16 protein-coding genes are annotated in these 18,016 nt (G+C 53.4%); 7 read left to right on the top strand and 9 right to left on the bottom strand.

Annotated elements, in window-relative coordinates; translation table 11 throughout:
- Positions 1–225: 225 nt before the first annotated feature.
- The 4 genes from HCX89_RS12840 to dapA all read right to left on the bottom strand — a co-directional run bounded on the left by HCX89_RS12840 (position 226) and on the right by dapA (position 6,829).
- Positions 226–3,318 (bottom strand): efflux RND transporter permease subunit, encoded by a 3,093-nt coding sequence (locus HCX89_RS12840; RefSeq protein WP_107352131.1) that lies wholly within the window; start codon positions 3,316–3,318, stop codon positions 226–228.
- Complete coding sequence (locus tag HCX89_RS12835; RefSeq protein WP_025009714.1) at positions 3,315–4,400, bottom strand: efflux RND transporter periplasmic adaptor subunit; 1,086 nt, start codon at positions 4,398–4,400, stop codon at positions 3,315–3,317. The genes HCX89_RS12840 and HCX89_RS12835 overlap by 4 nt, the downstream gene beginning before the upstream one ends.
- A gap of 439 nt (positions 4,401–4,839) precedes the next feature.
- Positions 4,840–5,940, bottom strand: a complete 1,101-nt coding sequence (gene bamC, locus HCX89_RS12830; RefSeq protein WP_044734456.1) for an outer membrane protein assembly factor BamC — start codon at positions 5,938–5,940, stop codon at positions 4,840–4,842.
- A gap of 4 nt (positions 5,941–5,944) precedes the next feature.
- Complete coding sequence (gene dapA, locus HCX89_RS12825; protein WP_167716279.1) at positions 5,945–6,829, bottom strand: 4-hydroxy-tetrahydrodipicolinate synthase; 885 nt, start codon at positions 6,827–6,829, stop codon at positions 5,945–5,947.
- Between the two features lie 174 nt (positions 6,830–7,003).
- Here dapA and HCX89_RS12820 point away from each other — a divergent pair, with 174 nt between their 5' ends.
- Positions 7,004–7,552: a glycine cleavage system protein R gene (locus HCX89_RS12820; RefSeq protein ID WP_025009712.1), complete on the top strand. Its 549-nt coding sequence runs from the start codon at positions 7,004–7,006 to the stop codon at positions 7,550–7,552.
- Positions 7,553–7,592: 40 nt separating this feature from the next.
- On the top strand, positions 7,593–8,060 hold the full coding sequence (gene bcp, locus HCX89_RS12815) for a thioredoxin-dependent thiol peroxidase (protein ID WP_028779224.1): 468 nt from the start codon (positions 7,593–7,595) through the stop codon (positions 8,058–8,060).
- Positions 8,061–8,176: 116 nt separating this feature from the next.
- Here bcp and HCX89_RS12810 read toward each other — a convergent pair whose 3' ends face one another.
- The gene (locus tag HCX89_RS12810; RefSeq protein ID WP_025009710.1) at positions 8,177–8,803 is read right to left on the bottom strand and encodes a LysE/ArgO family amino acid transporter; all 627 of its coding nucleotides are present in this window, start codon (positions 8,801–8,803) and stop codon (positions 8,177–8,179) included.
- Positions 8,804–8,959: 156 nt separating this feature from the next.
- Here HCX89_RS12810 and HCX89_RS12805 point away from each other — a divergent pair, with 156 nt between their 5' ends.
- Positions 8,960–9,853, top strand: a complete 894-nt coding sequence (locus HCX89_RS12805; protein WP_107110381.1) for a LysR family transcriptional regulator ArgP — start codon at positions 8,960–8,962, stop codon at positions 9,851–9,853.
- Positions 9,854–9,918: 65 nt separating this feature from the next.
- Here HCX89_RS12805 and HCX89_RS12800 read toward each other — a convergent pair whose 3' ends face one another.
- Positions 9,919–11,010, bottom strand: a complete 1,092-nt coding sequence (locus tag HCX89_RS12800) for an AI-2E family transporter (RefSeq protein ID WP_028779227.1) — start codon at positions 11,008–11,010, stop codon at positions 9,919–9,921.
- A gap of 80 nt (positions 11,011–11,090) precedes the next feature.
- Positions 11,091–11,312, bottom strand: coding sequence for a sulfurtransferase TusA family protein (locus HCX89_RS12795; RefSeq protein ID WP_025009707.1), 222 nt, complete (start codon positions 11,310–11,312; stop codon positions 11,091–11,093).
- A 102-nt stretch (positions 11,313–11,414) separates the two neighbouring features.
- Between HCX89_RS12795 and HCX89_RS12790 the strand changes: the two genes are divergently transcribed.
- From HCX89_RS12790 to HCX89_RS12775, 4 genes are all read left to right on the top strand, one after another.
- On the top strand, positions 11,415–12,884 hold the full coding sequence (locus HCX89_RS12790) for a M48 family metalloprotease (protein WP_045282759.1): 1,470 nt from the start codon (positions 11,415–11,417) through the stop codon (positions 12,882–12,884).
- 122 nt (positions 12,885–13,006) lie between these two features.
- Positions 13,007–13,357: an arsenate reductase (glutaredoxin) gene (gene arsC / locus HCX89_RS12785; protein ID WP_025009706.1), complete on the top strand. Its 351-nt coding sequence runs from the start codon at positions 13,007–13,009 to the stop codon at positions 13,355–13,357.
- The gene (locus HCX89_RS12780; RefSeq protein ID WP_025009705.1) at positions 13,358–13,741 is read left to right on the top strand and encodes a DUF2069 domain-containing protein; all 384 of its coding nucleotides are present in this window, start codon (positions 13,358–13,360) and stop codon (positions 13,739–13,741) included.
- A gap of 224 nt (positions 13,742–13,965) precedes the next feature.
- Positions 13,966–15,915: a hypothetical protein gene (locus HCX89_RS12775; RefSeq protein WP_167716277.1), complete on the top strand. Its 1,950-nt coding sequence runs from the start codon at positions 13,966–13,968 to the stop codon at positions 15,913–15,915.
- Positions 15,916–16,006: 91 nt separating this feature from the next.
- Here the strand turns inward: HCX89_RS12775 and hda are convergent, their stop codons facing one another.
- Complete coding sequence (gene hda, locus HCX89_RS12770) at positions 16,007–16,717, bottom strand: DnaA inactivator Hda (protein WP_025009703.1); 711 nt, start codon at positions 16,715–16,717, stop codon at positions 16,007–16,009.
- A 77-nt stretch (positions 16,718–16,794) separates the two neighbouring features.
- Entirely contained in the window at positions 16,795–17,940 is a 1,146-nt protein-coding gene (locus tag HCX89_RS12765; protein WP_144130945.1) for a DUF2066 domain-containing protein, read from the bottom strand.
- Positions 17,941–18,016: the final 76 nt, after the last annotated feature.

Genomic DNA, 18,016 nt, shown 5'->3' with positions numbered 1-18,016 from the left:
TTGCGATTCAGACTTTGTCAGCGTTTTAGTCGACGAAGGCATTCGCTTTTGGACGCTATCCTTATGCGCCTTGCCAAACTGCGATCATGACAACAAAGCCAAAACAATCGAATAGCTCAGGCATAAAAAGCGCCCCTAAAGGAGCGCTGGTACCTAAATCTGAGGTTAAACCGAAAACAAAACCAACAGCCCCACCTTAAACGGTTTGGCGACTGATTAGGCCGGTTATTCTGCCAGCTCTTTTTCCAGTTGCTGCGCCACGGCTTCGGGCGAACTGGAACGGCGGGCAAACAGTGAATAAGCCACAGGGATCACCAACAGGGTAAACAAGGTGGCCAGCAAGATACCGGAGAGCACCACCACACCGATAACAAAGCGGGTCTCGGCGCCGGCACCTTCGGCGAGCACCAGAGGCACGGCACCGGCGGCCGTGGTTATGCCTGTCATCAGTATGGGTCTGAGCCTTTGGTTGGCCGCCTGCAAAATAGCGGCATCAAAGTCGACCCCCTTATCCCTGAGCTGGTTGGCAAATTCAACAATCAGAATACCGTTCTTGGCCGCCAACCCCACCAACATGATGATGCCTATCTGGCTGTAGATATTCAGACTTTGACCGGTCAGCAACAAACCCACCAAGGCGCCCACGGTTGCCAGCGGTACAGTCAGCATGATCACCATGGGGTGAATATAGCTCTCAAACTGCGCCGCCAATACCAAGAACACTATCCCCAGTGCCAGCAGGAACACGAAGTACATGGAGCTGCCGGACTCCTGATAGTCGAGCGACTGGCCTTTGTAGCTTATCAAGGCTTCTGCCGGCAGATAGGTGTGGGCCAAATCATTGAGATAATCGAGCGCCTCACCCAGGCTGTAACCTTCCGCCAAACTGGCCTCCAGCGTAATGGCCCGCATCCGGTTGTAGCGATGGAGCTGACTGGCGTCGGCAAACTCCTCTATGCTGACCAGGTTCGAGAGTGGGATCAGCTGCTTGCTGCGATCTGAGCGCACATAGATATTCTGCATATCCGAGGCGGTGTTTTGGCTGTCGCGGTTCCCCTCAATGATCACGTCATACTCTTCACCGTCGCGCATAAAGGTAGTCACCAGGCGTGACCCCAACATGGACTCAAGCGTGCGCCCTATATGAGCGATGGAAACCCCGAGATCGGCCGCCCTGTCTTTGTCGATAACGACTCTGAGCTGGGGCTTGGTTTCCTTGTAGTCATGATCCAAACCGACGAGATTGGGGTTTTCCGCCGCTTTTTCGAGCATGATGTCGCGCCATCTGGCAAGCTCCTCATAACTGGGGCCGCCAATGACAAACTGCACAGGTTTGCCCACTCCACGGCCAAAGGCCTGACGCATTACAGGAAACGCTCTGACACCGGCGAGATCGGCGAGCCTGGCACGGACATCATTGATGATCTCCTTGGCGGGACGGCGCTGGCCCCAGTCATTGAGCACTATGATCGCCATACCGTTGGAGAAGTTGGCCGAGCCGCCCCAACCGCGAGGCGCACGGATCAACAAACGCTTGATTTCGCCGCTGTCGACCAGAGGCATCAAACGTTGCTCCACCTCGTTCATATAGGCTTCAATATATTCATAGCTGGCGCCTTCCGGGCCGTTGACCATCAGGAACATAGAGCCCCTGTCTTCTTCCGGCGCAAACTCCTGCGGGATCAGTTTAACCATGTAGGCACTGGCCCCAAGAGCCGCCACCACCAACAGGGAAACCAGCAAGGGGTGCTTCATGGCGCCGGTGAGGCTGCGGCTGTAAAAGCCTGCCAGAGCGTTCATTCCCTTGTCGACCTGCCGCATCAACCAGGTATCCTGGCTCGCGGGTTTAAGCAGCTTGGAACACATCATGGGGCTGAGTGTCAGTGCCACTATCGAGGAAAACAACACGGCGGCACTCATGGTGACGGCAAACTCTTTAAACAGCTTACCGAGATCGCCATCGAGGAAGGTGATTGGCATAAATACCGCCACCAACACCGCCGTAGTGGCAATAACCGCAAAGGCCACCTCACGGGCGCCGAGGAAAGCGGCTTTCAATGGACTGTCACCCTCTTCGATGCGGCGGTGAATGTTTTCCAGCATCACGATGGCATCATCCACCACCATGCCGATGGCCAGGATCATCGCCAGCAGAGTCAAGAGGTTAATTGTGTATCCCAAGGCGTAGAGCACGATAAAAGTGGCCAGCAGGGATACAGGCACAGTCAGCGCCGGGATCAACATGGCGCGCACACTGCCAAGGAACAGGTAGATGACGATGATCACCAGAATAATGGCGATAAACAGTGTCTGATACACTTCATCGATAGAGGCTTCGATAAACACTGAGCTGTCGTAGGAGCGTTTAATCTCCATCCCCTGGGGCAGAGTCGGGTTGATCTCATCCACCAGTTTATTCACCGCCCGCGCCACTTCCAAAGTATTGGCGGTAGACTGTTTGGAGACCCCCAAGCCTATCATGGCTTCGCCGTTACCACGGAACATGATCCGCTCTTCTTCCGAGCCGATTTCGACCCTGGCCACATCCCCGAGCTTAACCAGGTAGCCATCGCCCCCTTGGGTCAGCACCAGGTTGGCAAAGTCTTCGGCGGTGCGAAAGCTGCGTTCAAGCCGCACGGTAAAGTGACGTTCCTTGGATTCGATGGAGCCGGCCGGCAGTTCGACGTTTTCCGATCTCAGGGCCGCTTCGACATCGGCTACGGTCAGGTTGCGGGCCGCCAGTGCCTGGCGGTCAATCCAGACCCGCATGGCGTAAACCTTGCCGCCACCGACACGCATATTGGCCACCCCGTCGATAACGGAGAATCTGTCGGTGAGGTAACGGCGGGCATAGTCGGTGAGCTGCAAAGTGGTCATCTGATCCGACACCAGATTGAGCCACATGATCACTTCATCGCCGCCATTGGCCTTTTGCACCTCCGGCGGATCGGCCTCTTCCGGCAAGTTATCCAGCAAACCGGCAATCCGGTCACGGACATCGTTGGCGGCGGCTTCAATATCGCGGTCAATATCAAACTCAAGCACCACAGAGGAGCGGCCATCTGTGCTGGAAGAGTCGATATGACGTATGCCTTCAACGCCACTGATCCTGTCTTCAATCAGTTGAGTGATACGGCTTTCCACCACAGAGGCACTGGCGCCACGGTAGCTGGTATCTATCGAGACTATCGGCGGGTCGATATCCGGGTATTCGCGTAGTGGCAACTTACCGAAGGACACCAGACCGAAAGCGATCAGCAACAGGCTGATGACCGAGGCGAAAACCGGCCGTTTAACGGAAATGTCTGTCAGTATCATGCTGTGGTCTTCGCCTCTTCAGCCGTCAGGAAGCTGAAATGTTCCTTGAACTCCACCTTGACCTTGTCACCGGGACGGACCTTGAGGATCCCGCGAATGATCACCTGCTCACCCAGCTCAACGCCTTCGAGAATTTCCACCCAGCCACGGCTGCGCAGCCCAATAGTAACCTGACGCTGTTCCACCACACCTTCACTGTTGGCCAGATAGATGTAGTGACGGTTTTGAATAGGAATAATGGCCGACTCAGGCAGCAACAACGCCTCACGGTTTTGCTTGATAAGCTTGACCTTCATCAACATGCCCGGTAGCAGTTGACCATCGGGGTTGGGGATTTCGGCGCGCACCACTACTGCCCGTGTGGTTGGGTTAACCCGGCTGTCGATGGAAACAACTTTGCCGCGAAACAGTTTATCCGGGTAAGCGACCGCGCTGGCTTCCACGATTTTGCCCGGCAACAAGTCCTGAATAAAACGCTCGGGAACCGAGAAATCCAGCTTGATCACCGAGATATCATCCAAGGTGGTGATCACCACTCCTGGGGTGACCAGGCTGCCGACCGAAACCTGGCGTAAACCCAGGCGACCATTGAAGGGGGCGGTGATCTGTCTGTCCCGCAGCGCCGCCTGTGCCTGCTCGACTTCGGCCCTGGCACTTTCTATCAGAGTTTGCAGTCGGTCGCGCTCGGTTTCTGCGACTGTCTTGCTGGTGACCAGAGAGCTGATGCGGTCGAACTCGCGGGTATTCTCCCGTACCTTGATCCTGGCCAGTTCCACTCTGGCCTGCTGCTCGGCGTCCTGCAGCTTGGCAAGCAGTTGCCCTTGCTTGACTATCTGACCATCATCGAAGCGAATCGAGGTCACCACATCGCTGACCTTGGGGGTGATGGTGACTGACTCATAGGCTTTGGAAGTGCCAAGGGCCTCCACTTCATCCCGCACAGCCTGAATGGCTGCCTTATACACCACAACATTGGGTACCGGGCGGGCCTTTCTCTCCGCCGGGGCTTGCTGCTGATGCCATTGTTGATAACCAATGGCTGCGGCCGCCAGTAGTACCAAAAGGAGTATTATTTTTTTCATTGGTTGTCCGAAGGTACAGAGTTTTATGGGTAAAACAGTTTACTCTGCGACTTATCGGCTTCAATACGTTTTACCTTTTCTTACAAATTACATTTATTTGACACAGATACACACACAGTTAAAACAACTGCATCAAAGCCGCCGGAACAAAGATACAGGCTATAGATTGACTCAAAAACCAAGGACTATTCTGCAAATGACTTTACAAACAGGGAGGCGTTGATTTCATCTATCGTGCGGTAAAGATGAAGGAGTAGGACAAATATCAAATAAAAACATTATAAATTAAATGGTTATAAATGGCTGGTGCTGAGAAAGCCACAGAACTTCGGTACCGACTTTTGGCACCCAAGGGCAGCAATAGGCTTATGAGGAGATCAAAAAAGGCGCCGAAATCGGCGCCTTTTCAATCACACTCTCTGGTATAAACCCGCAGAGCTTAACGCACTTTACGATCTTCGCGCATCAAATCCGCCAGGTTCTGATAGACGGCTTCAACGGTTTCATTCGCGAGCGGTTGGTCGGCCACATCGTGCAGGCGGATCTCTGTCTGCTCTTTGTTGGCGGCACTTTCCTGCAGCAATAAACGATAGCTGCCCTCTTTAAGCGCTAACTTGTTATCGCCCCACAGGGAACTCCAGAAGCCAGAGTTATCATTCAAGTTAACGTAGAACAAACCTTTGCTTGAGTCCATGTCCACCACTTCCAAACCAAGCTCAGGCAGTACTATCCGCAGACGATCCCAGGTACGCTTGAATGGCGCATCAGCCACCCAGTAGCTCTCGCTGTCGCCGCCCTGATGCAATGACATATCAATACCCAGACTCTGCTTGATACGGTTGGCCTTGATCATCTGCTCACGCTTGAGGCTCATATAGGCCACGGCGCTGTTGAGCATATCTATGGTGTAACGGCGCTTATCTTCACCACTGAGCAGTACCGGCAGCTCTGAGCCGTCGTAATGCTCTTCGTGATCTATAAGGTTAATCACCAGGTTGCCTGTGCGGCCATGTGGACGAACTTCGACATCGAAACGGAAACGCTGGCGCAGCTGGTAGACTTTATCGCTGCCAAACCAGGAAGAATCGAGCACCTGCTCTGTTTCAATCCAATCTGTTTCGATAGCGCCTTTATCATAATCTTCAGAGACTATGCCATAGCCTTGCTTTTGCAGATAACCCTTAACCGTGCTGAAGATCTCCTGTTTGAGATCAACGCTGTTGTCGATGGACTCAACCACCACTTTGATGTTGTCGCTGCCCTCTTCCACATGGGTGCCTTCAGCCATGGGCAGCACTTGCAAAGGCGGACGAATATCGAGTTTTTCACCAACAAACTCAGCATTACTCTTGGCGCCCGCTTGCGGGATCTCAAACTCTTTACTGAACCTTGGGGTGTCCAATCCTTCCGGGATCACCAAGGGAGCTGAAGTGCCGGCTTCAACATACTCGAAGTTGCCATTGGCCTGACGACGGTCAATCGGCGTACTGCAGGCTGAAACTGCGACAACCAGCACTAAGGGGGAAACTTGCTTTAGCATTAAATTATTCAACCTCTATCCCGGCTTTTTGCATTGCGTTAAGCAACAGACCATGAAACTCCTCGGAAAGTTCAGTCAAAGGCAAACGAATTGTGCCTTCGCTGATGAGTCCCATGCGATGGGCCGCCCACTTAACCGGTATTGGGTTCGCCTCACAAAAGAGTGCACTGTACAGGCCGCTCAGGGGTTCATCCACGGCTTTTGCCTCTGCTGCTCTTCCTTGCAGCGCCGCCTCACACATGGCCTTGAACGCCTTAGGGACGATATTGTTGGCAACCGAGATCACCCCGTTGCCACCAAGGGCCAGGAATTCGCGCGCCGTGGCATCATCACCACTGAACAGCAGAAAATTATCGCCGCAAAGCTCACGCAGCCGTTTAACCCGTGCGAGATCGCCTGTGGCTTCCTTCACCCCTATGATGTTGGGCACATCACAAAGTTGAGCAACGGTTTCCGGCTTCATGTCAACCGAAGTGCGGCCTGGAACGTTATACAGAATTTGGGGAACATCCGTACTGGCTGCAACCGCTTTATAATGGGCAATCAACCCCTTGGGAGTGGGCTTGTTGTAATAAGGTGTCACCCCCAGCATGGCAGCCACATCGAGTTTCGACAGGCCCTGGGTCAGCTCTATGGCTTCAGCGGTGGCATTGGCGCCATTACCGCCTATGACGGGAATACGGCCTGCGGCAAAAGAAAGGGTTTGTGACACCACTTCGAGGTGTTCGCGAATGGGCAGAGTGGCAGATTCGCCTGTGGTACCAACTGCAACTATGGCATCGGTCCCCTGCTCGATATGAAATTCCACCAAACGCTCGAGACTTGCAAAATCCACTGAGCCATCGCCTTGCATGGGCGTAATTAAGGCTACGATGCTTCCGTTTATCATCTTATGTCCCCAAGATTTCAGGATTCGCTATGGTACTGGTGCAGCCAGCCAATGACAAGCACTGTCAGGGCTAACAAATCGAATTAGTTGTGGTAGCATGGTTGACCGCACAAAAAACTCAGCTCAAAGGGGCTGAGTTTTCGCTCTATGATACCGGAAATATGAGGAAAATTCATGACCAACTACCTGGTCGTTACCGCTATGGGGGCCGACCGTCCCGGCCTGGTCAGCAAACTGGCAAGATTAGCCAGTGATTGCGACTGTGACATAGTCGACAGCCGCATGGCGCTGTTCGGCAACGAGTTTACTCTGATTATGATGTTGTCCGGCTCCTGGGCATCCATTACCAAGATAGAAACCAGCCTTCCCAGTCTCAGTGTCGAACTTGAACTGATGACGGTAATGAAGCGCACCTCCAAGCACACGCCGCAAAATTACATCTCGCGCATTGAAGTGACTTTCAACGGTCAGGACCAGCGCGGCACCATGAAACGCATCTCCCAGTTCCTGGCAGACAGGTCCTTGGATCTCGGTGCGGTGCGCTCCTACTCGGAAGAGCTGCCGGACGGCAGCCAGACTCAGCACGTTTTCCTGGCCATCAATATCCCGGAAAAGGTCGAATTGGATAAACTGGAAACCAGCATCCAGGCCTTGGCCGAAGAGATGTCCCTGACCTGCAACATCAAACGTATGCAGGGTATTGCGGTCCCCAAAGCCGATTGAATCCCACTCACCCCAGATAAAGATCAAAAGGATTGAACGCATGAACACCTTAAAAGCAGGCGATAAAGCGCCACTCTTCACCCTTAAAAACCAAAACGATGAAAATATTTCACTACAAGACTGCCTGAAAAAAGGCCGGGTACTGGTGTATTTCTACCCCAAGGCGATGACGCCTGGTTGTACAGTGCAAGCCTGTGGCCTGAGAGACAGCAAGGCGGAACTGGACGAATTCAATGTAACCGTGCTTGGAATAAGCACAGATCCCGTGGCGAGACTGGGCAAGTTTATCGATAAGCATGAGCTCAACTTCACCCTGCTCAGCGATGAAGACCACGCAGTAGCCGATGCCTTCGGTGTCTGGGGCGAGAAAAAATTTATGGGCAAAGTTTATGATGGCCTGCATCGCCTGAGTTTCCTGATTGACCAGGACGGCACCATCAGCCACAGGTTCGACAAGTTCAAGACCAAAGATCATCATCAAGTGGTGCTGGACTATCTCAAGGGATAAACCCCACGGCTATTTTGCCGGCTCCTATTGCCGGCATTTACCGCATCCCCAAGCCAGAGACGCTAAAAAGCCCGCAATGCGGGCTTTTGTTTTTCTGCAAGATACCTGAACTTACCTCAGAAGCCCCTTCCCTGAAAATAGGGCCACAGAATAGCCAGGGCGATTGACCACATGGTCAACCAGATAAATCTGTCCAGATAACGCCAGGCCGCGGGACGGCTGAACACGGGCGCTAGCAGGCGCGCGCCAAAGCTCAGACTAAAGAACCAGATAAAGGAAGCCAGCACGGCCCCGGCACCAAACCAGCCCCTGACCTCGGTATCAAACTGGGTACTTATGCTGCCGAGCAAAACCACTGTATCCAGATACAAGTGTGGGTTCAAAAAGCTGATCGCCAAGGTGGTGATCATCGCCTTGCGAAATGAATCCGCCGCTTCAGCATCCCCGGTCTGCAACCCCTGACTCTTGAATGAAGAGCGCAGCGCGTTGAAGCCGTACCACAGCAGGAAGGCCGCGCCGCCAAAGCTCGCCAGATGTTTGATGGCCGGCACGGCCAAGATCAACTGCCCTAGCCCGGCAACCCCAGCAGTAATCATCAGGGCGTCTATCAAAGAGCAGGTCAAGGCGATGGGAAACGGATAAGCACGCTTGATGCCTTGCTTCAACACAAAGGCGTTTTGAGCTCCCACGGCAATGATTAGACTGGCACCTATCCCCATGCCCTGAATGAAAGCGGTTTGCATAATCTCTCCAACAGCAGTTCGCCGCGATAGCCGGCGACCAATAAAAGTTTTCAATGGCGGCAGTTTACTCCCGGCAATAAAATTAATATAACTAATGTTTTTTATTGGTCATTAGCAAAACTTATAATCGAACAAGGATTAACCCAAGGAGTTTTTATGCTGGACTACAGTCACCTCAAAGCCCTGTCTGTGGTGGTCGCTGAAGGCGGTTTTGAGCGAGCAGCCAAACGGCTGCATGTGACCCAATCGGCGGTATCACAGCGGATAAAGCAGCTTGAGGAAAGAGTGGGTCAGGCACTGCTCGTCAGGAGTAATCCCGTAGTGCCGACACCAACAGGGAAGCGGCTCTTGCGCCACTATGCCCAGGTCGAACTGCTGGAGACTGAGCTCAGAGCCGAAATGGACGCCGACGATCCGGCCATGCCCACTGTGGTGAGAATCGCGGTGAATGCCGACAGTCTGGCAACCTGGTTTCTACCGTCCATCAGCGCCATATTCGCCCGCCGCGGTTGGTTGTTGGAATTGATAGTGGATGATGAATCTTACACTCATCACCTGTTGAAAAACGGTGAGGCTGTCGGCTGCGTGACCACCTTGGGTCAAGCGATGAACGGCTGCTCCAGCGAGTTTCTCGGGGTGATGGAGTATGCCTGTGTGGCCACGCCTGAGTTTGCCGAACGTTTTTTCGACGGCTTGCCGGATACCGACTCGCTGGCCTCGGCGCCGGCAGTGATATTCTCCACCCGCGACAAGCTGCATGAAAAATACTTGAAGCGCTACTTCGAAATGCTGCCGGGACAATGGTGGCAACACACAGTGCCGTCATCGGAAGGCTTTTTGGAAGCGATTCTACAGGGATTGGGTTATGGCCTGGTGGGCCATTTGCAGGCCGAGCCGCTGTTGGCATCCGGGCGCTTGATAGAGTTGACACCCATGATGCGGATGCGGGTACCGCTTTACTGGCAACACTGGAACCTTAAGGCCAAGCAGACCACTCTGGTATTCAGGGCATTGGCGGCGAGCGCCAGAAACCACTTGTTGCCCGAATGAATAGCGGTTGAAAAAACACAGGCGACCATAGGCCGCCTGTGTCAGTGAACTTGAAATTTACCGCCTTATTCGGCTTGCGCCTCTAAAGCGGCTTTGGCCGCATCTGCTTCGGCGTTGGGCCAGGCGTTCAGTACAGCCTTGACCAGAGAAGCCAGCGGGATCGCGAAAAACACGCCCCAAACACCCCAAAGGCCACCGAAGACCAACACTGCGGCTATGATGATCACCGGGTGCAAGTCCACCGCATCGGAGAACAACAAAGGCACCAGCAGGTTGCCATCCAGCGCCTGAATGATGCCGTAACCCAGCATCAGATAACCGAACTCGGGGCTGACGCCCCACTGGAAGAAGGCAACCAGCGCAATAGGTAAGGTCACCAGGGTGGCACCGACATAAGGAATAAGCACTGAAAGCCCGGTCAACACCCCAAGCAGCGCCGCATAACGCAGATCCATCAGGGCGAAGAATACGTAACTCACTACCCCGACAATCACAATTTCAATCACCTTACCGCGAATGTAGTTGAAGATCTGCTGATTCATCTCGAACCAAACCTTACGGGCCAGATCACGATTGCTGGGGAAGAAACGCTTGCTGCCGCGGATCAGTTCATCTTTATCCTTGAGGAAGAAGAACACCAGCAGTGGCACCAGGATGGCGTAAACCATCAGCACCAGCAAGGATGCCGAATAGCCGAGAAGCTGCTTGGCGATATCCAAAAGATGCTGGGTGTCGAGCAATTTTTTGAGCTCGGACACCATGGTATCGAGCTGATCTGTGGAGATAAACTGCGGATACTGCTGCGCCTGCTCCTGCAGCAGGATTATCCCCTTGTCCAGCATGGTGGGAAGGTCAGTCAGTAGCGCAGCACCCTGGCGCCAGATACTGGGGATCAGGCCGAATGACAACAAGATCATCAAGCCGATAAAGAGGATCAGCACCAAAGAGGCGGCCGCGGTGCGGCTTATCCCTACCCTTGCCATCTGTGCCACCGGCCACTCCAGCAGAAAGGCCAATACCAGAGCGACCAGCAGCGGCATCAATAAGCCACCGGCGAAATAGATGGTCAAGGCAATACCAAGCAGAATAAACAGCAGTGTCAGAGCCTGAGGATCACTGAAGCGGGCCTGGTACCAACGACTCAAATAGCTAAACATCCGGGATTCCTGTGGTGATGATGGCTGCGCCATCTTGATTATCGCTTCTTCAAGAAGCTGTGTAGTTACGTCCTGCGCTTCTATTCTGCAACGGACACCTGTAAGCGCAATACGGCCGGCTCGTCGGACTCAATCCGACAATCATAGCCCTGTTTTTTGGCAAAGCGGGGAACATCCTGCCGCGATCCCGGGTCTGAAAGCAAGAGACACAGAGTTTCACCGGGCCGCAAACGTTTCATCGCCATCTTGGCCTTGACCAGGGCTTCGGGACAACGACTCTGAGTTAAATCAATTAAAACCATGATGAGCTTGCTAAACATAAACCTCGGCTATTATCCTAAGTTGCAACTCAAACCACAAGCCAGGCAGTTATGCATTAGTGGCATACAGGAAATCTAATCAGCTTGAGTACATTGACTTTTTCCAAGTTCCGACATTCCATTCTGGCCGGTGCCACTGCTGTTTTAATTGCCACCGCCAGCCAAAGTTTCGCCAATAACGACCTGCCGGATCTCGGTACCGCTGCCGTCAACACCTTCAGTCTCGAAAAAGAGATGGTCTATGGTGACGCCTATATGCGGGTTATTCGTTCCCAGGCGCCTGTGTTATCCGATCCTGTGTTGAGCCAATATGCCACCGAACTGGGTAACAAATTGGTGGCGCATGCCACCGGGGTTAAGACCCCCTTCTATTTTTTCCTGTTGCGAAACGATGAAATCAACGCCTTTGCCTTTTTCGGCGGCCATGTGGCAATCCATACAGGCCTGTTTCTCAACGCCGACAATGAAAGTGAATTGGCCTCGGTACTGGCGCACGAAATTACCCACGTAACCCAGAGGCACCTGGCACGCTCACTCGAAGCCCAGGAGAAAGCCAGCCCGGCTACCATTGCCGGGTTGCTCGGCGCCATCTTGCTAACCATAGCAGCGCCTCAAGCCGGGATGGCGGCGCTGGCCACCACCCAGGCACTCTCGACTCAGTCCAAGATCAACTATACCCGCTTGCATGAAAAAGAGGCCGACAGGATAGGCATGCAAATTCTGGTGGAATCCGGTTTCGATCCCAATGCCTCGGCCAACTTCTTCGGCAAACTGGCGGCCCGTTACCGTTTTACCTCCAAGCCGCCGCAAATGCTGCTGACTCACCCCCTGCCCGAGTCGCGGATCACCGATGCCCGTAACCGCGCGGCTCAGTATCCCCACAGATATGTGGCAGACAACCTTAACTTCCACTTGGCCAAGGCCAGGATCCAGGTGCGCTTTTCCAGCTACAGCGACGATGCTGCACTGTCGCTGTTTGAAACCCAGTTAGCCAAGCACAACTATGCCTTTAAAGATGCGGCCCTCTATGGCAAGGCATTGGCACTGTTTCGCCTCAAGGACTTCAAACAATCCGAGCAGCTCATAGATCAATTGCTGGAAAAAGATCAAGACAACCTCTTCTATCTCGATACCAAAACCGATCTGCTGGTGGAGCGTAAGGATTATCAGGGCGCGATAAAGATGTTGGAGGCCCAAAGACGCCTCAAACCCACCTCCCAAGTGATCAACGCCAACCTGGCCAGTGTTTATCTCGAAAGTAAACAGCCACAGCGGGCAATCCCTATTCTCGAGGACATGGCGTTTCTGGATAAACAAAACCCCTTGCCCTATCAGTTGCTGACCGAAGCCTACAAGCAAACCGGTAACAAGGCGCTGGAACACTTCTCCAATGCCGAGTCCATGGCACTCAGGGCCGACTATAAAGGGGCTATAGATCAGCTCAATTTTGCTTATAAAGCCGCCGACGGCCAGCCTCTGCAGATTGCCAGAATCGAGGCCAAGATACGCCAGTTCCGTGTCGCCGACCGAGCGCTGGACGAATTGAAGAAATAATCGGCTTACACTTTGATTATGCTGGCTTTCACTGGCCCGTTAATCGGGCCACTTTCCGCTGACGTAACCGCTGATTTTTGCTATCATCGTCGCACTTTTCAGCCAAGGTAAAGAGAAAACCCATGACCCAGGTCACTATTTTCCATAATCCTCGCTGCTCCAAGAGCCGCGAAACACTGGCACTGCTGGAGTCCAAAGGCGTCGAGATCCAGATTGTCGAGTATCTGAAGCAGGTACCGGATGCTGCCACCCTCAGTGAACTGCTGGCTAAACTGGGCATCAGCGCCCGTGAATTGATGCGCACCAAGGAAGAGGAATACAAGGCTCAGGGGCTGAATAACCCGGAATTGACCGAAGCTCAATTGATTGCCGCCATGATTGCCACCCCCAAGCTGATAGAGCGCCCAATCGTCCTGGCCAACGGTAAAGCCGCCATCGGCCGCCCACCGGAAAACGTGTTGGCGATCCTGTAAATGAGCAGTCATGCGTTATTACAGGTCTCACGCACAGGCTATCTGCTACTGACAGCCTTGTTGACCTATGCCTTTATCGGTAAAGGGCTCGACGGCGAATACTCGCTGCTGTTCACCAGTCTTTGGCTGGTGCCCTTGCTGCTGCCGTTGCCTGGGATCCTTAAAGGTAATCCTTATACCTTTGCCTGGGCCAGCTTTATTCTCTGTCTCTATTTTTTGCACGGCTTGACCTTGCTCTACATAGCCGAGGGCAATGAATGGTGGTTTGCGCTGATTGAGAGTCTGTTGATCTCATGCTTACTGATCAGCATGCCCTTCTACGCCCGCAAGCGCGGCCGCGAATTGGGTCTGGGACTCAAGAAACGCGCCAAAGACAAAGAGTAAACCCGGATAATAGATAGGGGCCGACGATAATGGCCCCTTTTTTGTACTCTGTTCAGCTCTTGCTCTGACTCCCTCGCATACTGGCATAATTTGCAACAATTTTTCCCATCTTAAGGACTATTGGTCACCCTGCTGGCCCGTGCTATAGTGCCCAAGCAACACAACCATTTTTATATAAAACAACAACAAATAATAACAAGCAGTCAACCAAGTGGAGTCGTGCCATGAAGATACTGCCTTACCTCCCCTTCACCTGTACTCTATTGCTCACCGCCTGTGGCGGTGGTGGCAACGATGATGGCAGCGACCTTATCCCTCCTGTCGTTACCCCACCTCCGGCCTTGTCGCGTTGTGAACAACAAAGTGAATTCGACAACCAAACCACAGCCTCTGGTCTGGTTTTTAAGCTGCAAAGCCGCTATTTAGCCGGCCAGCAAAGCAGCGTTCTGGCCACTCTGGGAACGCTCAACAGCCGTAATATGCAGTTCCAGTGGCAACAGTTGTCCGGGCCCAGTGTCGATATGGACATGAATGACAGCCCTGTGCTGGCCTTTGTGCCGCCGCAAAGCGGTGATTACCGCTTTCAGTTGAATGTCAGCGGCAGTGATCTCAGCCTGCAGGAAACGGTAACCCTGACAGTGATGGACGGAAGTGGCCTTAATATCCGCCAGGATCACCAAGTGGTAGAGGGCAACAATGTCAGCGTACGACTGGATAGAGTCGATGGCACAGTGGCAAACAACATCAGTTGGTGTATTGCCGCCGGACCTGAGCTCAACCTGGATCTGACCAACCCTGAACGCCCCTTGTTTGTTGCGCCCGAGGTCAATCAGGACACAGGGGTGATCTTAAGAGCCAGCGCCAGTGTCAATGGCGAGACCTTAAGCGATGAAGTCAGCATACTGATAACAGATGAAGAGCAAATCACCTCAGAGTACTTTGATGCGCCCATCGCCCGCACCCATGCCTACAAACGCAACTCGCCTTATGCCGAAGTGTTAAAGCGCTGCACTTATTCCAATCAGTTGAGCGCTTGCCAGCTCAGTACCTTGCCCTTGATAGGACAAGGTGCCGGCGGCATCAGTGATAAAGAAGCGATAATGAACCGGGTACTGGTATCCCACGACTGGATGGGACGTAATTTTGAAGCCTTCCTCGATCAAATGGACACTCATGGTGACTTTGCCACCTTGCTGCAGTCTGTCACCGCAGTGGTGATAAGTTACGATGTCCGCCCCTCCTTCTACTGGGTGGTCACAGGTGCTATCTATCTGGATCCGGAAGATCTTTGGTTGACGGCAACTGAGCGCGACAGTATCAATGAAGCGCCGGATTACCGTGCCGGTTTCGGTAATGAACTGCAGTTCCTGATCCCCTGGCGTTATGTCAAAGACAACGATTATGCTTCTGTCTATCGTGATCGCAGCCAGCGCAGCAACCGCCCTATCAGCGAGTTGACAACCGATCTCTCCTCGCTGCTTTATCACGAGTTGGCCCATGCCAATGACTTTTTCCCGCGCAGTGTTCACCAAAGCCTTGAGGGGCCGACTTTGCTGGATGACTATTACCGACGCACGGCACAAAAAGCCTTGATATCGGATCAGCTCAGCAGCGCCTATCCGCTGGGCAGCGCAGAGATGAGCGCCCTGGCCGGCGTGAGCTTTATGGGCCAAACAGCCACCGCCACCCAAAAGGCATATACGCCCGGGGATGTCAGTGGCTTCTTCTCCGCAGACAGAGCCAATGACTTTTACAACTACAGCACCCCCAGGGAAGATGCCGCCATGCTGTTTGAAGAAGCCATGATGAGCTACCGTCTTGGCGTGCAGCGTGATGTGGCGATTACAGACAAACCCGAAACAGTGACCGCAAATAGCATCAGTGTCGACTGGGGCCAGCGGGGACGTATCGGCGCCTCGGCCCTCAGAAACCGTACAGGCTTGGTGCTGAGCGAAATGATGCCTGAGCTCAATGCTCAGCTGCTGCTGGATAGTTTGCCGGCGCCGCTGCAGATGCAACCAGGCCTGAGCTGGGCGGCCAACCTCGGCATATCACCCACACTTATGGCGCCGAACAGCAATGTCCAGCGTCAGCAAGGGCGTGAACAGACCCAAGTGCCGCTGCGTTTAAGTGGCGATCGCCACAAAACTCCCGTAGGGGTGAACAGACCCTGACACGCTTTTCGGTTTATTCGAGCATCAAAAAAGCGCAGCTTCAGCTGCGCTTTTTAAATGCATTTAAAATAACTAGGCTTGGACTCGACAGTCAGAGGCGCAACATCTCTTTGATAAAAGGAATGGTCAACTTACGCTGATGCACCATGGAGGCCTTGTCCAACCTGTCCAACACATCGAACAAGGTGCGCAGATCCCGGGCCAAACGATTGAGCAGAAAACGGCCCACATCTTCCGGTAATTGCAAGCCACGCATGGCGGCGCGGCGCTGCAATGCCACCAACTTTTCCTCATCGGCCATGGGTTGCAGCTGATAATTGAGCCCCCACTGCATCCTTGAGACCAGATCCGGCAAGGCAAAACCGGCATCTATGGGAGCCGCACTGCCGCTGACCACCAAAGCACAATGTTTCTGCTCGGCGACTCGGTTGTAGAGATCGAATATCGCTTCTTCCCACAAAGGGTGGCCGGCAATGGCATCGACATCATCAATACAGACAAGATCGAGCTGCTCCAAGCCTTCAAGCAAAGCGGTGGAGATACTGGCATGAATACCCAGGGGAATATAGAAGCTGCTGCGTCCCAACTCATTGGCATGAGCGCAGGCGGCGTGCATCAAGTGGGTTCGTCCCGACTTAACCGGTCCCCATAGGTAGACGGCTCCCTGGCTGCGGCCTTCGGCACAGGCCCTCAAGGTCTGGATCAGTTCATCGTTTCCTGCCGCAGGATAATAACTGTTAAAAGTCTCATCGTCCGGCAAGTGAACGGGCAGTGAAAGTTGCAAGGGTGAGTTTTGTGTCACTCAGGATCGTTCCAAATCGCAGTAAATCAAGTAATGCGGGCGCCAAGTCTAGCATGACTGGCGCCGCTGTTAAAACCTCAACGGCTGTGCCATTGGTATGGGCCTATGGGCTGGTTCACATTATCGCTGAATTCTGTGGTCTTGGATGGCTGTGGCAATGTATTCATGTCGTCATTGCCCTGCCCGCCAGCCACATCCTGAAAACCAGTCTCGGCCGAAGATAAACGTGGTTCCAGACGCAGCAGGTTTTTCAAGTCCTCTTCCGAGCCAAAAAGCTGCACGCTGAAAGTGGCACTGTCACCCTGCAGAGTACTGAGACTGGCTTCACGCACCGCACTGAGTTGGTTGAGAAACGCCTCTATTTCAACCAACTGTTTCATTTGGTTGATGCCGGTAAAACGCACTTTGCTCAACAGGCCATCGCCGGAATCGGCAATCGCGTACCGGGAAACGAAGTAATCAGACAGTGACAGCATCATCTCGGCCACGGCTTCGTCCTTACTGGCGGCCCGCCCCTGACGGCTGAGCAGAGGTTGGCCAAAAGACTGACTGACATCTGTCTTGGGATAAAGCACCAGTTGATAGCTGAATTCACTGCCGCTGGCTTCCAGTGTACCCATGGCAAAGAAGTCCGCCTGGTAACGCCCTGAAGCGGTAGCGACGGTATCTGCAAACAAACCGCGCACATCATTGACATTGATGCGCATCAGATCGTCCAGATCCATCAAAGGAAACATCAAAGGCACACCACGTTCCATCGAGGCATTGGCAAACGCCTTGCGCTCTTCGGCACTCGAATCATCACTGAGGATAACCCTCTCATTATTGATATCCGTGCTGAGCCAAAACAGAGTCAGGGGACGTTGTTTGCCCCAGACCGGCAAGCCGGCTTCGCGCAGCATGCTGATTATCTTGCGGTGATCGAAATTGGCCTTCAGCTTTAGCCCCTCTTCGGTATCCAGATAGCCAAACTGACTGACCATGGCATCGGCATTGGCGAGCTTGGCCTGAATTTCCGGGCTTTCGAGGGCGCTACGGGAGCCGGAGTTTTTCAAAATAACATCTTCCAATGCCTTCTTGAGCCCCTTGCTCTTCTCGGCACTGGTTCGGGATTCCACGGCTACAGTGGCTTCATCCAAACGTTTGACCTCAACAGCCTGGGCCAGAGTTGTGGCACAGAACAGGGAGAGAAAAACGACTGGCTTTATAAATGAATTCAGCATCTTTGCGACGGTAAAAAATGGTCGGAATGGCAAAAGTGTATCATATATGCCTCACTTGGCGAGCCGATGGAGATGA

The sequence above is a fragment of the Shewanella sp. Iso12 genome (genome assembly GCF_012030025.1).
In the GTDB taxonomy this organism is placed as follows: domain Bacteria; phylum Pseudomonadota; class Gammaproteobacteria; order Enterobacterales; family Shewanellaceae; genus Shewanella; species Shewanella algae.
The sequence above is the reverse complement of the archived record's forward strand: the minus strand, read 5'-3'. Positions and strand labels throughout refer to the sequence as shown.

Coding starts and splice junctions, on each gene's coding strand:
- HCX89_RS12840 (WP_107352131.1), bottom strand. CDS start 3,318: ATGATACTGACAGACATTTCCGTTAAACGGCCGGTTTTCGCCTCGGTC.
- HCX89_RS12835 (WP_025009714.1), bottom strand. CDS start 4,400: ATGAAAAAAATAATACTCCTTTTGGTACTACTGGCGGCCGCAGCCATT.
- bamC (WP_044734456.1), bottom strand. CDS start 5,940: ATGCTAAAGCAAGTTTCCCCCTTAGTGCTGGTTGTCGCAGTTTCAGCC.
- dapA (WP_167716279.1), bottom strand. CDS start 6,829: ATGATAAACGGAAGCATCGTAGCCTTAATTACGCCCATGCAAGGCGAT.
- HCX89_RS12820 (WP_025009712.1), top strand. CDS start 7,004: ATGACCAACTACCTGGTCGTTACCGCTATGGGGGCCGACCGTCCCGGC.
- bcp (WP_028779224.1), top strand. CDS start 7,593: ATGAACACCTTAAAAGCAGGCGATAAAGCGCCACTCTTCACCCTTAAA.
- HCX89_RS12810 (WP_025009710.1), bottom strand. CDS start 8,803: ATGCAAACCGCTTTCATTCAGGGCATGGGGATAGGTGCCAGTCTAATC.
- HCX89_RS12805 (WP_107110381.1), top strand. CDS start 8,960: ATGCTGGACTACAGTCACCTCAAAGCCCTGTCTGTGGTGGTCGCTGAA.
- HCX89_RS12800 (WP_028779227.1), bottom strand. CDS start 11,010: ATGTTTAGCTATTTGAGTCGTTGGTACCAGGCCCGCTTCAGTGATCCT.
- HCX89_RS12795 (WP_025009707.1), bottom strand. CDS start 11,312: ATGGTTTTAATTGATTTAACTCAGAGTCGTTGTCCCGAAGCCCTGGTC.
- arsC (WP_025009706.1), top strand. CDS start 13,007: ATGACCCAGGTCACTATTTTCCATAATCCTCGCTGCTCCAAGAGCCGC.
- HCX89_RS12780 (WP_025009705.1), top strand. CDS start 13,358: ATGAGCAGTCATGCGTTATTACAGGTCTCACGCACAGGCTATCTGCTA.
- HCX89_RS12775 (WP_167716277.1), top strand. CDS start 13,966: ATGAAGATACTGCCTTACCTCCCCTTCACCTGTACTCTATTGCTCACC.
- HCX89_RS12765 (WP_144130945.1), bottom strand. CDS start 17,940: ATGCTGAATTCATTTATAAAGCCAGTCGTTTTTCTCTCCCTGTTCTGT.